The organism is Geobacillus sp. BMUD, from assembly GCF_013096845.1.
GTDB lineage: Bacteria > Bacillota > Bacilli > Bacillales > Anoxybacillaceae > Geobacillus > Geobacillus vulcani.
The window spans coordinates 442,762-455,328 of record NZ_SDLA01000001.1 but is presented as its reverse complement, the minus strand read 5'-3'; the positions used below and the strand labels follow the sequence as shown (position 1 = coordinate 455,328).

General features: G+C 53.8%; 15 protein-coding genes and 2 pseudogenes. 6 read left to right on the top strand and 11 right to left on the bottom strand.

What is annotated here, in order from left to right:
• Window positions 1-156 precede the first annotated feature (156 nt).
• Window positions 157-1,083 carry a DMT family transporter gene (locus ETC05_RS02230; RefSeq protein ID WP_031410198.1) on the top strand — a complete coding sequence of 309 codons (927 nt, stop codon included), beginning with the start codon at window positions 157-159 and terminating at the stop codon, window positions 1,081-1,083.
• A 105-nt stretch (window positions 1,084-1,188) separates the two neighbouring features.
• Here the strand turns inward: ETC05_RS02230 and ETC05_RS02225 are convergent, their stop codons facing one another.
• Window positions 1,189-1,662 (bottom strand): divergent PAP2 family protein, encoded by a 474-nt coding sequence (locus ETC05_RS02225; RefSeq protein WP_031410200.1) that lies wholly within the window; start codon window positions 1,660-1,662, stop codon window positions 1,189-1,191.
• A gap of 70 nt (window positions 1,663-1,732) precedes the next feature.
• Here ETC05_RS02225 and sspL point away from each other — a divergent pair, with 70 nt between their 5' ends.
• Window positions 1,733-1,870: a small, acid-soluble spore protein L gene (gene sspL, locus ETC05_RS02220; protein ID WP_011230846.1), complete on the top strand. Its 138-nt coding sequence runs from the start codon at window positions 1,733-1,735 to the stop codon at window positions 1,868-1,870.
• A 36-nt stretch (window positions 1,871-1,906) separates the two neighbouring features.
• Here sspL and acnA read toward each other — a convergent pair whose 3' ends face one another.
• On the bottom strand, window positions 1,907-4,627 hold the full coding sequence (acnA, locus tag ETC05_RS02215) for an aconitate hydratase AcnA (RefSeq protein ID WP_031410202.1): 2,721 nt from the start codon (window positions 4,625-4,627) through the stop codon (window positions 1,907-1,909).
• A gap of 234 nt (window positions 4,628-4,861) precedes the next feature.
• Here acnA and sspO point away from each other — a divergent pair, with 234 nt between their 5' ends.
• Complete coding sequence (sspO, locus tag ETC05_RS02210) at window positions 4,862-5,011, top strand: small acid-soluble spore protein O (RefSeq protein WP_008879509.1); 150 nt, start codon at window positions 4,862-4,864, stop codon at window positions 5,009-5,011.
• Window positions 5,012-5,097: 86 nt separating this feature from the next.
• On the opposite strand, the gene ETC05_RS02205 is transcribed toward sspO, so the two are convergent.
• On the bottom strand, window positions 5,098-5,358 hold the full coding sequence (locus ETC05_RS02205; RefSeq protein WP_031410204.1) for a hypothetical protein: 261 nt from the start codon (window positions 5,356-5,358) through the stop codon (window positions 5,098-5,100).
• A gap of 125 nt (window positions 5,359-5,483) precedes the next feature.
• On the opposite strand from ETC05_RS02205, the gene ETC05_RS02200 reads away from it, so the two are divergent.
• Window positions 5,484-5,630: a small acid-soluble spore protein P gene (locus tag ETC05_RS02200; protein ID WP_031410206.1), complete on the top strand. Its 147-nt coding sequence runs from the start codon at window positions 5,484-5,486 to the stop codon at window positions 5,628-5,630.
• A 343-nt stretch (window positions 5,631-5,973) separates the two neighbouring features.
• Here the strand turns inward: ETC05_RS02200 and ETC05_RS02195 are convergent, their stop codons facing one another.
• From ETC05_RS02195 to ETC05_RS02180, 5 genes and pseudogenes are all read right to left on the bottom strand, one after another.
• Window positions 5,974-6,294, bottom strand: a complete 321-nt coding sequence (locus ETC05_RS02195; RefSeq protein ID WP_031410207.1) for a PTS lactose/cellobiose transporter subunit IIA — start codon at window positions 6,292-6,294, stop codon at window positions 5,974-5,976.
• An 11-nt stretch (window positions 6,295-6,305) separates the two neighbouring features.
• Window positions 6,306-7,043: a chitin disaccharide deacetylase gene (gene chbG / locus ETC05_RS02190; RefSeq protein ID WP_171660264.1), complete on the bottom strand. Its 738-nt coding sequence runs from the start codon at window positions 7,041-7,043 to the stop codon at window positions 6,306-6,308.
• Window positions 7,044-7,057: 14 nt separating this feature from the next.
• A pseudogene (locus ETC05_RS17745) lies at window positions 7,058-7,384 on the bottom strand (oligo-beta-mannoside permease IIC protein); the annotation flags it as partial.
• A gap of 37 nt (window positions 7,385-7,421) precedes the next feature.
• Window positions 7,422-8,447, bottom strand: a pseudogene (locus ETC05_RS02185) (sigma-54-dependent transcriptional regulator); the annotation flags it as partial.
• Window positions 8,448-8,841: 394 nt separating this feature from the next.
• Window positions 8,842-9,510, bottom strand: a complete 669-nt coding sequence (locus ETC05_RS02180) for a cell wall hydrolase (protein WP_171660263.1) — start codon at window positions 9,508-9,510, stop codon at window positions 8,842-8,844.
• 269 nt (window positions 9,511-9,779) lie between these two features.
• Here ETC05_RS02180 and ETC05_RS02175 point away from each other — a divergent pair, with 269 nt between their 5' ends.
• Window positions 9,780-10,214, top strand: a complete 435-nt coding sequence (locus tag ETC05_RS02175) for a DUF2621 domain-containing protein (protein WP_031410216.1) — start codon at window positions 9,780-9,782, stop codon at window positions 10,212-10,214.
• 186 nt (window positions 10,215-10,400) lie between these two features.
• On the opposite strand, the gene ETC05_RS02170 is transcribed toward ETC05_RS02175, so the two are convergent.
• The 3 genes from ETC05_RS02170 to ETC05_RS02160 all read right to left on the bottom strand — a co-directional run bounded on the left by ETC05_RS02170 (window position 10,401) and on the right by ETC05_RS02160 (window position 12,213).
• Window positions 10,401-10,880 carry a CcdC family protein gene (locus ETC05_RS02170; protein WP_407059689.1) on the bottom strand — a complete coding sequence of 160 codons (480 nt, stop codon included), beginning with the start codon at window positions 10,878-10,880 and terminating at the stop codon, window positions 10,401-10,403.
• A 200-nt stretch (window positions 10,881-11,080) separates the two neighbouring features.
• Window positions 11,081-11,437 carry a response regulator gene (locus tag ETC05_RS02165; protein ID WP_011230839.1) on the bottom strand — a complete coding sequence of 119 codons (357 nt, stop codon included), beginning with the start codon at window positions 11,435-11,437 and terminating at the stop codon, window positions 11,081-11,083.
• 68 nt (window positions 11,438-11,505) lie between these two features.
• Window positions 11,506-12,213, bottom strand: coding sequence for a cytochrome c biogenesis CcdA family protein (locus tag ETC05_RS02160; protein WP_031410222.1), 708 nt, complete (start codon window positions 12,211-12,213; stop codon window positions 11,506-11,508).
• Between the two features lie 169 nt (window positions 12,214-12,382).
• On the opposite strand from ETC05_RS02160, the gene ETC05_RS02155 reads away from it, so the two are divergent.
• A complete protein-coding gene (locus ETC05_RS02155; RefSeq protein ID WP_031410224.1) occupies window positions 12,383-12,562 on the top strand; it encodes an aspartyl-phosphate phosphatase Spo0E family protein in 180 nt (59 codons plus the stop codon).
• The last annotated feature ends 5 nt before the right edge of the window (window positions 12,563-12,567 follow it).

The following is a 12,567-nucleotide window of genomic DNA, read 5'->3' as shown; positions in this document are numbered from 1 at the left end:
AATATTATGCGCAAATTCTTTTCGTATCAACCATTTTGCCGCAGGCACCCATCTTTTTTCCAAAATATCTGTCTTTTCCGGCCTATTTGTGGTACACTAGCAGCTAGCCCCCAAAATGAGATAGGGCGCAACCATAATGAAGAGGGAGGATTCGAATTGAAGCGTCAAACCATAGCCGATCTGAGTCTGCTAATGGTGACCTTCGTCTGGGGTGCGACGTTTGTCGTCGTCCAAAATGCCATTTCGTTTTTGGAGCCGTTGTCGTTTAACGCCGTTCGCTTCAGTTTGGCCGGCTTGTTGCTTCTCGCCTGGATCACCGCCGTTTCCCGTCCGCTCTTCGGTCAGTTGTCATGGCAGGTCATCGGCGCCGGGGCGTGGATGGGGCTATGGCTGTTTTGCGGCTATGCATTCCAAACGGTCGGGCTGTTGTACACCACTTCCTCGAAAGCTGGCTTTATTACTGGACTGAGCGTTGTGCTCGTGCCGCTGTTTTCCTTTTTGATTTTAAAGCAAAAACCGTCTGTGAATGCGGCCATCGGAGCAACACTTGCTGCGTTTGGCCTGTATTGGCTGACGGGGGGAGCGGAGCTGTCGTTCAATCAGGGGGATTTCTTTGTCTTGCTCTGTGCTGTTTCCTTTGCCATGCACATTATCGTCACCGGCCTCTATTCCTCTCGGTATTCAACGATGTTGTTGACGATGGTGCAAATTTTCACCGTCGCCGCGCTCTGTTTCGTCTTTGCCTTTTGGTTTGAAGATGCCGACGACATGTGGAATATAGCGGTGCTCCGCCGCCCGGAAGTATGGGGAGCGCTCGCTGTGACATCGCTGCTGGCGACGACCGCGGCGTTTCTCATCCAAACAGCGGTGCAAAAATATACGACTCCCGCCCATGTCGCTCTCATTTTCGCCATGGAGCCGGTGTTCGCCGCTTTGACCGCCTACCTTTGGGCTGGGGAACAGCTGTCGCCATCGGCCTGGCTTGGCGGCGCTGCGATTTTGGCCGGCATGATTTTCGCCGAACTGCCAAGCATGCGCTTCTGGGGAAGACGATGGCGGGAAAAACGGAACATCTCCTCGTAGCGACAAAAGCTGTCCTGCATGAAAAGCGGGACAGCTCTTTTCCTAACTTCAGGTGTTGGACTGCCCACCATTCCTATGCTGTGGACGCCCCGCCCGCTTCACCACCTAAACGATTCGTTTGCGACGTCGACACGCCCAATACGACAGAGCACCGGTCGCTATGCCTAGGAGCGCCCCGCCGACGACTTCGATCGGCTCGTGCCCGAGCCGGGCGCGCAACTGCCGCTGTCGTTTGTGATAAACGGTTTGTTTCGGGTCTCCTTCCAACTTTTTCACCTCCTCCGCCAGCTCGTTTAGGCGAAGGGCGAGTTCGCCCGCTTGGCGCCGCACCCCTTGGGCATCGTACATGACGATGAGTCCAAACAACGCGGCCAAGGCAAAATCGATCGTGCGCACGCCTCGCTCGAGGGCGATAAACGTCGCTAAGGCGGAAACACCAGCCGAGTGGGAGCTTGGCATTCCGCCAGTTTCGAAAAAGAGCCGCCAGTCCCACCGGCCGGTCTCCAGCTGCTTGATCGGGATTTTCAGAAACTGGGCGAGCGCGATTGTCGCGAGCGCCGTCTTGAGCCCCTTGTTCATCATGCTTTCCTCCTTTGCTTATATTTTGGCCGGGAGCGGTCATACTATCCGTGAAGCGGAGGTGAAAGCGATGACCAAAAACGGCGGCCGAAACCGAGGCACGAAGGCGCCGGGCGTCAACCCGCAAGGCTTTGGCCAAGACGGAACGTTCACCCCGGATCCGAAAAGCAAACTCGAAAACGCGGCGAAAAAGCTCAACACAAAATAAAGCAGGCTTCCCGATGCGGAAGCCTGCTTTTTGTCGTTATTGCTTCACTTTCGCCAATTTTTCGCGCAACACCATTTGCAAAATGCCGCCGTGGCGATAGTAGTCGATTTCGACTTCGCTGTCAAAGCGGACGATCACTTCAAATTCTTTTGTCTCACCCGTATCCGGGTTCGTCGCTGTCACTTTGACAAGATCGCGCGGTTTGACGTTTTCATCGATGTGAACGTCAAACACTTCTTTGCCCGTCAAGCCGAGCGTTTCCGCGTTTTCGCCTTCTTTGAATTGCAGCGGCAGGACGCCCATCAACACGAGGTTCGAGCGGTGGATGCGCTCAAAGCTTTCGGCGATGACCGTCTTGATCCCGAGCAAGAACGTCCCTTTCGCCGCCCAGTCGCGCGAGCTGCCCATGCCATAGTCTTTGCCGGCGATGACGACAAGCCCGGTGCCATCTTGTTTGTATTTCATGCATGCATCGTACATCGACATGACTTCGCCGGTTGGCCAGTACGTCGTATAGCCGCCTTCCGTGCCTGGCGCGATTTGGTTGCGGATGCGGATGTTGGCGAACGTGCCGCGCATCATCACTTCATGGTTGCCGCGCCGCGAACCGTACGAGTTGAAGTCTTTCGGCTCAACGCCTTTCGAGATCAAATATTGGCCGGCTGGTGTGTTTTTGCCGATCGACCCGGCTGGCGAAATATGGTCGGTCGTGACCGAATCGCCGAACTTGCCGACGACGCGCAAGCCCGTGAGCGGCTCAACTTTGCGCACTTCCGGCGACAAGCCTTCAAAGAACGGCGGATTTTGAATGTACGTCGAGTTTTCGTCCCATTGGTAAAGCGGCTCATCCGTCGTTTCGATGGCATTCCAACGCGGGTTGCCGTCGAACACGCGCTCATATTCCTTGCGGAACAGTTCCGGATCGACCGCTTGCTTGACGACATTCTTCACTTCTTCCATCGACGGCCAAATGTCGCGGAAGTAAACGTCATTGCCGTCTTTGTCTTTGCCGATCGGCTCATTGAGCAAATCGATGTCGACCGTGCCGGCCAGCGCATAGGCGACGACCAGCGGCGGCGATGCCAAATAGTTGCCTTTCACCAGCGGATGGATGCGCCCTTCAAAGTTCCGGTTGCCGGACAGGACGCTTGTGACAAGCAAATCGCTTTCCGCAAGCGCTTTTTCGAGCTCCGGCGCCAACGGACCGGAGTTGCCGATGCACGTCGTGCAACCGTAGCCGACGACATTGAAGCCGAGCTGTTCCAGATACGGAAGCAACCCTGAGTCACGCAAGTAGCCGGTGACGACTTTCGAGCCCGGCGCAAGCGACGTTTTCACGTATTTCGGCACTTGCAAGCCTTTTTCGACCGCTTTTTTCGCCACCAAACCAGCTGCCACAAGGACGTATGGGTTGGACGTATTCGTACAGCTCGTGATCGCCGCGATGACGACCGCGCCCGTTTTCAGCTTGACTTGTTCACCGTTCAGCTCGACGGTAATTTCCCGCTCCAAATCCGCTTCCGTCAGGCCGAAGCCTTGGTTGCCTTGCGGCGCTTTCACCGCCTCGCGGAACGATTGTTTCATTTTCGAGAGCGGAATCAAATCTTGCGGCCGTTTCGGACCGGACAAGTTCGTTTCGATTTCCGACAAATTGATTTCGACGACGTCCGTAAACACCGGCTCCGGCGCGTCCGGCGTGTAGAACAAGCCGTTCGCTTTGCAGTACGCTTCAACGACTTGAACGTGATGTTCGTCGCGGCCGGTCAAGCGCAAATAGTCGAGCGCTTCAGCATCGACCGGGAAGAAACCACACGTCGCCCCGTACTCCGGCGCCATGTTGGCGATCGTCGCCCGGTCGGCAAGCGGCAAGGTCGCCACTCCTGGTCCGAAAAATTCGACGAATTTGCCGACAACGCCTTTTTTCCGGAGCACTTGCGTCACCTTAAGCGCCAAGTCGGTGGCCGTCGCTCCGTCCGGCAATTTGCCCGTCAGGCGGACGCCGACGACTTCTGGCACTGGGAAGTATGACGGTTGGCCGAGCATGCCGGCTTCCGCTTCAATGCCGCCGACGCCCCAACCGAGGACGCCGAGACCGTTGATCATCGTCGTATGCGAGTCCGTGCCGACAAGCGTATCCGGGAACGCTTCGTACTCGCCGTTTTCCCCTTCAACCGTATGAACGACATTAGCCAAATATTCCAAGTTCACTTGGTGGACGATCCCCGTAGCCGGCGGAACAGCACGATAGTTGTTAAACGCTTTTTGCGCCCATTTCAAAAACTTGTACCGTTCGGCGTTCCGTTTAAATTCCAAGTCCATATTGTACTCGAGCGCATCGTCCGACCCGTAGCGGTCGACTTGCACCGAGTGGTCGATGACGAGATCGACCGGAATCTCCGGGTTGATTTCATACGGATCGCCGCCCAAATCGGCCATCGCTTTGCGCATGGACGCCAAGTCGACGACGGCCGGTACGCCGGTGAAGTCTTGCAAAATGACGCGCGACGGTTTGAACGGCACGTCGATGTCTTTCATTTCCGGCGTTCCCCATTTCGCCAAGTTTTCCACGTGCTCTTTCGTAATGACGCGGCCGTCGACTTGGCGGAGAACCGATTCAAGCAATACTTTGATCGAGTACGGCAGTCGGCTCACTTGGCCGATGCCCGCCTCTTCAAGCGCTTGCAAACGGTAATAATTGTATTTTTTACCGTTGACTTCGAATGAAGAGCGGGCGTTGAATACATCCTGTTTCACCATATGTACAACCCCCTTCACTTCACAATAATACTATACTATTTTTCCGGGCAAAAGTCGAAAAAATCGTATCAATTCTCGCATTCCTTGTAAAGCTTGGTACGACTTTATCTTATTATAGAACGGGAAGGGCTGTAAATAATGGATTTCTAATGACTTTCCCCCTTATTTTCTTATCACGCCTTGACTAGAATAATCCCCATGTTTCATCACAAACTACAACCGGAGGTGAAACAAATGGCAAAGCGAAAAGCCAATCACGTCATTCCCGGCATGAACGCCGCCAAAGCGCAAGGGATGGGCGCCGGCTACAACGAAGAGTTCTCGAATGAACCGCTGACCGAAGCGCAGCGCCAAAACAACAAAAAACGAAAAAAGAACCAATAGGGTGGCGGCCATTTCGCCATCCGGGCCTGCCATAGCATGCAAATGCCATAGCATGCAAAAAGGGAATGTCCGCCGCCGGCATTCCCTTACTCGTTTTGATTCACTTCATCCACAATCGCCTGCAAGTCGCTGCGGAATTTCTCGAGCTGCACGCGCTGTGTTTCCGAGGCGACTTCGAGCGCGTTTTCAATTTGGGCGAACGCCTCGTTGACTTCCTGCCGCAGATGGGCCAGCTGGTGGCCGTAGTCGGCTTGATCGCGCACCAAGTGATCGTGCCATTCTTTTGCTTCCATCGTCGCCTTTTGCGCTGCTTGAAACGCGTCCTGCTTCGTTTTATGATAAACCATGGCTCGTCCCTCCTTCGCGGTCATCGCGGTCGTTCACTACTTATCGTTTCAAACTGGGCGCAAATTATGCGCCGAATAAGCGAAAGCACAACGCCGCATGCTAACGGACAAAGGAGGGACAACAAATGACAAACAAAAATGACGGCAAAGATATGCGCAAAAACGCGCCAAAAGGCGACAATCCCGGGCAGCCCGAGCCGCTTGACGGTTCGAAAAAAGTGAAAAACCGCAACCATACGCGGCAAAAGCATAATTCAAGCCACGATATGTGACACAAGCAAGCGGAGTTTCCCTTCTCCGTTCAGCCGCGCCCGGCTGCCGCTGGGCGGGTTGAACGGCTGTTGTCTTTATGTTTACATAATAAAATTATTGTAAAACCAAAAAGGCGGGCGGTCTCTAGAAGGCGGGTGATGTAAGGGAAAATGGTGCTCCCAACAGCGTTTCTCAATGTTGAAAAATCTTGCGACACCATAACCTGATCCCTTTTGGATTCTCGCAAATGGAGCGTTTTCACTGGGGTCTTCTAGAACATCCCATTGCCGCCCGCCTTGGGTTCATTTCCATTGAAGGACATCATCCCCACCCAGGCAACAAGCCGGCCGACGGCGATGACGATTAGCCTGTTTGCTGCTTGAGCGCTTCATACAGCTCTACGAATTCAGCGGCTAAGTCCTTGACCGTGATCGCCGTCATTAAATGATCTTGGGCATGCACCATCAGAAGCGTCACCACCGTCTGCCCGCCGCGCGCTTCTTGTTGCAGCAGCTCGGTCTGCAACCTATGGGCCGCCTGCAGTTCCGCTCCCGCCTGTTCAAGCAGCCTGCGCGCCGCGGCAAATTCCCCTTTTTTCGCCGCTGCAATCGCCTCCATTGCATAACTGCGGCCGTTTCCCCCGTGAAGAATCAGTTGGAATACAGTTTGTTCATACGTTTGCATAACGCCCTCTCCTATAGTTTATAGAATTCGCGGTACGTGATCAGCTGAACACCGCGCTCGGCCATCTCGGCAACGAGCGTTGGGTCGGTCAGCACCGCCAGCTCTTCGACTCGTTGTTGACAATAGGAACTTCCTGACGCGAGCGGAACATCAATATACGCCGGGTGGCACATCACTTCCGCCGTCTGCCCGTCGCCAATTCGGTCGATAAGGGATAAAAAGCGGTCTTTCGTCAGCCCATCCCCGTAGAAATCCGGAAAAAAGACGTCGACGGTCGGCAGCCGATGCGGCCGTGCCGTCCGCACCGGGCGGATCGGCAACCGATAGCGTTCGGCCAATTGTTCCACAACCGGAAACACATTCGGGTGCTCATGAACGTGATGATGGCTGTCAATATGCGTCGGAGTGAGCCCGAACGAGAAAAAACGCTCCAACTGGGCGCAAAGCTCCCGTTCGATATCGCTGCGCCTAGCGCCGGTAAGCGCCTCCCCGCGCCGCGGAAACTCCCCGTTCTCGTTCACCAGCGATGGAACATCGGCCAGCGGCCGGCCGCACGTCAGCACAAAATGAATGCCGACGCCGAGTTCCGGATGTTTCTTCGCCAACCGGGCGGCATGTTCGGCCGCTGGCATATTCGCCATCAGCGTCGCCGACGTGACGACACCGTTCTGAAACGCTTCCAAAATCCCGTAGTTGACCCCTTTCGAGTAACCGAAATCATCGGCGTTGACGATGCAATAGCGCGGCATTTCGTTCCTCTCCTTTACAGCGAGTGCGTTGCCCCCGCTCCGCTTGAAATCGTTGGATCAGCCTGCTCTTCGGCCGCTTTTTGTTTGTCCCAAATCGAGAAAAATGGATAGTAGATGGCAAACGCGATGAAGAAGTTAACGATTTGCAAAATACTCCCGGAAATTTTGCCTCCCGTCGCTAAATAGCCGCTGATCACGATCGGTGTCGTCCATGGCACGGCCACCCCGCTTGGTTTGGCGACAAGCCCGGTCGCCATCGCGGCGTAGGAAACAACCACAAGCACGACAGGCACGAGAATGAACGGAATGATCAGCAATGGGTTCATGACGATCGGCATACCACCGTCGCGGCAGCGAATAAGAGGCGGCTTGCGGATGTTTTTTCTCCAGCAAAAGCCCGCTCTGCACTTGAAATGGCAAATCGGCGCGATGAATGCGCACCGCTTGTTTCTTTCCGGTGACATAATCGGCGTAGGCTTTGGCGCAAACGAGCTGCACATCGGCCTTCAGCTGCCCGACGTTGTTCGGGCATGGGTAAAACAAAAACGCGCGCATGGCATTGGCGGAGACGTCAATTTCTTTTCCGAGCCGCACCGCCTCTTCCTGAAAAAACTGTTTCACCAGCCGAAAGCGTTCGTCAAGCGTCCGCTTCTCCAGCGGCGGCAGCAAAATATGCATTGGAATGCGGCGCCGGAATGTTTTCAGCAAATTCGACTCCGGATCTTCCGTTGTCGCACAAATGAGCAGCACATTGGCTGTTCTCTCCACATCCGTCTCGCCAAGCCGGCGGTAAATGCCGCGGTCAATAAACGTAAACAGCATTTCTTGCCCTTCGGCTGGCAGACGATGCACCTCATCCAAAAACAAAATGCCCCCGTCCGCCTTTTCAATCAATCCTTTTTGCTCATTGGCCCCGGTATAGGCCCCTTTGCGGATCCCGAACAGCTGTCCGAGCAGCAACTGGGGGTTGTTCGTGTAATCAGCGCAGTTAAACGTCACAAACGGCGCCCCCGGCGGAAAACGGCCAGCTGCGACGGCAAATTCATGGAGCAACTCGGCAAACATCGATTTCCCCGTTCCCGTCTCGCCGACAATCAACATCGGCAGCCCTTTGGGCGGATACAAGACGGCGGCCTTTCCTTGCTCCGCCGCCGCCAAGCTCGGCTGTTGCTTGGCCAGCCGGTCGAGACGCGTCATCGCTTTTGGTCCACATGCCAGCGCAAAGCGAACCGGCCTTCCGGTTTGCTTTTGCACTTTTCCCTCCCGCCAAAGGCGGTTTAAATCACGGCTGACGTTGGCTCGATCTAGCCCGAGAGCACAGGCCAACTCCTCAGCGCTCACCCACCGCTTTCCATTCCGTTCCCACTCCCGCAGCGTTTCGTAGACAAGATCCACTCTCTTCACAGCCGCTCCCCCCTTGATCAACACATTCGCAACAGCACCGGCAAACTCCTGCCGGCTCCCCGCGGAAACGTTGAACCGATCTGCCGTCCTTCATTGGCCGGACACAGCTACACTGGTCGAAAAACGAACGCTTTTGTCAGCGAAGTCATGACCATCATTCCGAAAAAACCCATAACATGGTTGACCCTCACTTAGCCAGAAAAGACCCTGCTTTTTTCTGAACAACATCGATGAGGAAAATGCTCTTCCCCGCTCTGGCATGAACATCACGACTCGCCGAAGGGTGATTTTCGCAGAAAAAGAGAGCGTCTCCCAAAGTGGGAAAACGCTCTTTTCCTTACCGCCTATGTATGCTGTGCTTCACTCAAAGGCAACGCTCCTGAAGCCGGGCCCTTTATTTCGTAAAGACGTGATGCCCAATGCGAATCGTCACCGGGCGCGACAACATCCATTTGTCTTTGGTGATTTTCGGATTGTAGAAATAAAGCGAGCCGCGGCGGTCGCTCGGGAATAAGGCCAACGCCTTGTCAACCGCCTCGTAATCTTGCTTGGTCGGCTGAATGCGGGTCAATTTCCCCGTTTTGACCGGTACGAACGCATAGCCGGATTTCGTCTTTTGATAAATGACGCCGCGCACCGTCTTTGGAAACTCCGGATGCTTTGTGCGGTTAAAAACGACAAGCGCCACTTCCACCTTGCCGGCAAACGGCTCGCTCGAACCGGTCTCCGCCTGCACAAGCTGGGCGAGCAGCTTCCGGTCGGCGGCGCTTAATGAGATCGATTTCTTCTTTGCCGGCGCCGAAGCCGATCGCTTCGCCGCCGCCGGCACTTTTATCTTTTCGCCGGCATAAATCACATCGCTTTTTAACCCGTTTAACGACTTTAACGAAGCAACCGAAGTATGATATTGTTTGGCGATCTTCGACAATGTATCGCCTTTTTTCACTTGATAGTATGTATACGAGCCAGCCGCTTCCGCCGACAGCCCATGAGAGCTTAACGCCATACAGCAAATGATCGTGAGCGCTGCAATCGTCTTTTTCACTCTGCGCATCCCCCTCATCGTTGCCTTTTGGCTTTTTTCTTTGTTTACTAGATTAGCAGGACAAGAAAGAAACGTCACTGTATATCTTTTCCATACAAAGTGGTCGGCAGCTTTCGATCCGTTGTCGCTGTAAGGCGGGACAAGCTTTTTTACAGTTGCATTACAGTTGCGTTACGCTTCGTAACAAGCCGTCGTTTGAAACTTGCCAAACAGCAAGCTTTTCGACATAATAGTAGACGAATCTTGCCTATGGAAAAACAGTTGATCATCATGTTGGGGTGGGGATCGTGCTGACCGGATGGTTTCTTTGGTTTATTTTGCTTTGGGTCGTCTTTTTGCTTGTCATGATGTCGATCGGGGGCTTTTTCATGTTCCGCAAGTTTTTGAAGCGGCTGCCAAAAGAAGATGGAAAATCGGAGCTCGACTGGCAGGAATATTACATTGAACAAACCCGCCATTTATGGGGGGAAGAAGAAAAGGCGCTGCTTGAGGAATTGGTTCGCCCTGTGCCGGAATTGTTCCGCGACGTCGCGCGGCAAAAGATCGCCGGCAAAATCGGCGAGCTTGCCTTGAAGGAACAGGCGCCGCGCATCACGCGCGACTTGTTGATCCGCGGCTACATCATTGCAACGCCGAAGCGTGACCATAAATTTTTGATCCGGACATTGCAGGCGAAAAACATCGATCTCGCCCCTTATCAACATTTACTGGAAAGCCGCTGACGTTCCGCCTTTCGCCGAAGGCTGACCGGCGGCTTTCGTCTGTTTCAGCATGAAAAGCAGCCTAAACAAGCAACTTTTTCGGCCGGGACAGACGACTTCATCCCCGTCTGCGGAACATTCCAAGGAAGCGAAGTGAAGCGGCTTGGCGCAACAAAAAAGGAAGCTGTCCACCAGCGGGACAGCTCTTTATGTCAGCACTGGCGGTTTCAGCTGCGCCGCCAGCTTTCTATACGAAACATACATCGCAATCCGCCATGGCACAATCATGGAAAACGCGAGCAAATAAAACATGCCGCTTAACTGGCGGTAGTCGATCGTTCGCCCTAAATACGTTTTCAACCCAAGGCGAATGACAATCAAACCGAGCAAAATCCAAATAAAGGATTTTGAACGTTTCAAATAAATATCGTTGCCGCGGATTTCAAACTTCGACGTTTTAATGAGAAACAGCGAGAAAAACAGGCCAAGAATGACCGCTTCGATCAGTTCCCCGCGCGTAACGCGAAAGACCGGATCGATGAACATCAGCGCCCCGGTGCTCATAAACAACGGCGGCAAAATAATTTTTTTGGCATTCGTCGGCTTTTCCGACGCCTTCATGCGCACAAAAAAGATGAAAAACGCCATCACAACGGCGATGAGCGAGGTAATGAACGCCAAAGCCATCACCTTCTTCCGACAAAATTCACGGACAACGCTATTATAGCAAAAACCGCTCCGCTTGCCTACCGTCCTCTCGAGCCGCCCCCGCCTTCGTCAAACATCGCGATCGCTTCATCCCTCTCGCTGGCTAAAAGGAACGCAGCCAGCTGTCTTCCGGCGGTCATAAGCGGCGCCTTCCTTTGCCGTACGGAGCCGAAGACCGCTTACAAAAGACGGGCAATCGCCTCGAGCACGCGGGTTTCTTCAAACGGCTTGACGATGAAATCGGCCGCTCCGGCTTCAATTGCCTCGACAACCATACGCTGCTGCCCGAGCGCCGAGCAAATGATGATTTTCGCCCCGGGATCGATCTCCTTAATCGCCCGCACCGCTTCAATCCCATTCATGACCGGCATCGTAATGTCCATGATGACAAGATCGGGGCGCAGCCGGCGATACAGCTCGACCGCCTCTTTGCCGTTTTCCGCCTCACCGGCTACGGTGTGATCCGTTTTTTCTAGTATGCGTGCCAGCGTTACCCGCATAAACTTCGCATCGTCAGCAATTAAAATGGCAGCCATCTTTCCATCGTCCTCTCCTCAACGAGATTCCTCCAACAACAGCCGCACAAAGGGCGGCTCCATCGCCGCTAAAAGCCGGTAAATCCGCCAAACAAGCTTGTTGTATAAGCAATCAGCTTTGTCATCCAGTCAAAGTACAAAACGACGCCCATCGCCACCATGACATAGCCGCCCACCTTCATGATGGACGCGCTATGGCGGCGAATCCATTGCAACTTGCCGATAAAAAACGACAAAATGAAAAACGGAACGGCAAATCCGAGCGTATAAGCAAGCATATACACCATTCCTGAGCCCGGGTTGGTTGCGGCTAGAGCGACAACCGCCACCAAAATCGGCCCCATGCACGGCGTCCAACCAGCAGCAAACGCCATGCCGATCAGCACAGAGCCGACATATCCCGAGGGCCGTTCACGAAACGAAATGCGCCGGTCTTTCAACAAAAACGCCGGCTTCCACAGCCCGGCGACGACGAGGCCGAAAGCGACGATCACGACCGCGCCGATTTGCCGAATCGCATCTTGATAATCAGCAAACAGCCTTCCAAGCAGCGAGGTGCCAAAGCCAAGCGAGATAAAAATGAGCGAGAAGCCAAGCAAAAAGCAAAACGTATGCCATAAGCTGCGGCGATTGAACATCGCGTTTTCCTCTTTCAGCTCGCTGACCGACACGCCGGTGATATACGATAAAAACGCCGGATAAAGCGGCAGGCAGCACGGGGAAATAAACGACAAAAACCCGGCGCCGAACGCTAAAAATAGATTGAGATCATTCATTGGTGAACCAGCCCCTGCTTCTTTTACTTTTTATTTTAGCAGAATTCCTTCTTCCCGTAACGTGTTTCTCATTGTTCCTGGTCAATTTTTCTATTTTCCATTTTTGCGTTCACTGATAAAATAGTATAAAGCACCATACACAATACTTCAAGCAAAGGACGGTCGATTCGTGCCGAAATGCAATTTGTTGACCTTGATTGAACAAAAGCGGATGGAGCTTGTCGACACGGTGGCCAAAACGGGGTTAAACTCGGCGGCGGCCATGAAAATCAGCAAAGAGCTTGACACGTTGCTCAATGCCTATCAACGAGAACAAACCAAGCAGCGAAAGCAAAGCGCCTCCCGCTAGGCGGG

What these genes read in the sequence shown, in the direction of transcription:
- ETC05_RS02225 (WP_031410200.1), bottom strand. Translation starts at nt 1,662, where the DNA reads ATGAACAAGGGGCTCAAGACGGCGCTCGCGACAATCGCGCTCGCCCAG.
- sspL (WP_011230846.1), top strand. Translation starts at nt 1,733, where the DNA reads ATGACCAAAAACGGCGGCCGAAACCGAGGCACGAAGGCGCCGGGCGTC.
- acnA (WP_031410202.1), bottom strand. Translation starts at nt 4,627, where the DNA reads ATGGTGAAACAGGATGTATTCAACGCCCGCTCTTCATTCGAAGTCAAC.
- sspO (WP_008879509.1), top strand. Translation starts at nt 4,862, where the DNA reads ATGGCAAAGCGAAAAGCCAATCACGTCATTCCCGGCATGAACGCCGCC.
- ETC05_RS02205 (WP_031410204.1), bottom strand. Translation starts at nt 5,358, where the DNA reads ATGGTTTATCATAAAACGAAGCAGGACGCGTTTCAAGCAGCGCAAAAG.
- ETC05_RS02200 (WP_031410206.1), top strand. Translation starts at nt 5,484, where the DNA reads ATGACAAACAAAAATGACGGCAAAGATATGCGCAAAAACGCGCCAAAA.
- ETC05_RS02195 (WP_031410207.1), bottom strand. Translation starts at nt 6,294, where the DNA reads ATGCAAACGTATGAACAAACTGTATTCCAACTGATTCTTCACGGGGGA.
- chbG (WP_171660264.1), bottom strand. Translation starts at nt 7,043, where the DNA reads ATGCCGCGCTATTGCATCGTCAACGCCGATGATTTCGGTTACTCGAAA.
- ETC05_RS02180 (WP_171660263.1), bottom strand. Translation starts at nt 9,510, where the DNA reads ATGAGGGGGATGCGCAGAGTGAAAAAGACGATTGCAGCGCTCACGATC.
- ETC05_RS02170 (WP_407059689.1), bottom strand. Translation starts at nt 10,880, where the DNA reads ATGGCTTTGGCGTTCATTACCTCGCTCATCGCCGTTGTGATGGCGTTT.
- ETC05_RS02165 (WP_011230839.1), bottom strand. Translation starts at nt 11,437, where the DNA reads ATGGCTGCCATTTTAATTGCTGACGATGCGAAGTTTATGCGGGTAACG.
- ETC05_RS02160 (WP_031410222.1), bottom strand. Translation starts at nt 12,213, where the DNA reads ATGAATGATCTCAATCTATTTTTAGCGTTCGGCGCCGGGTTTTTGTCG.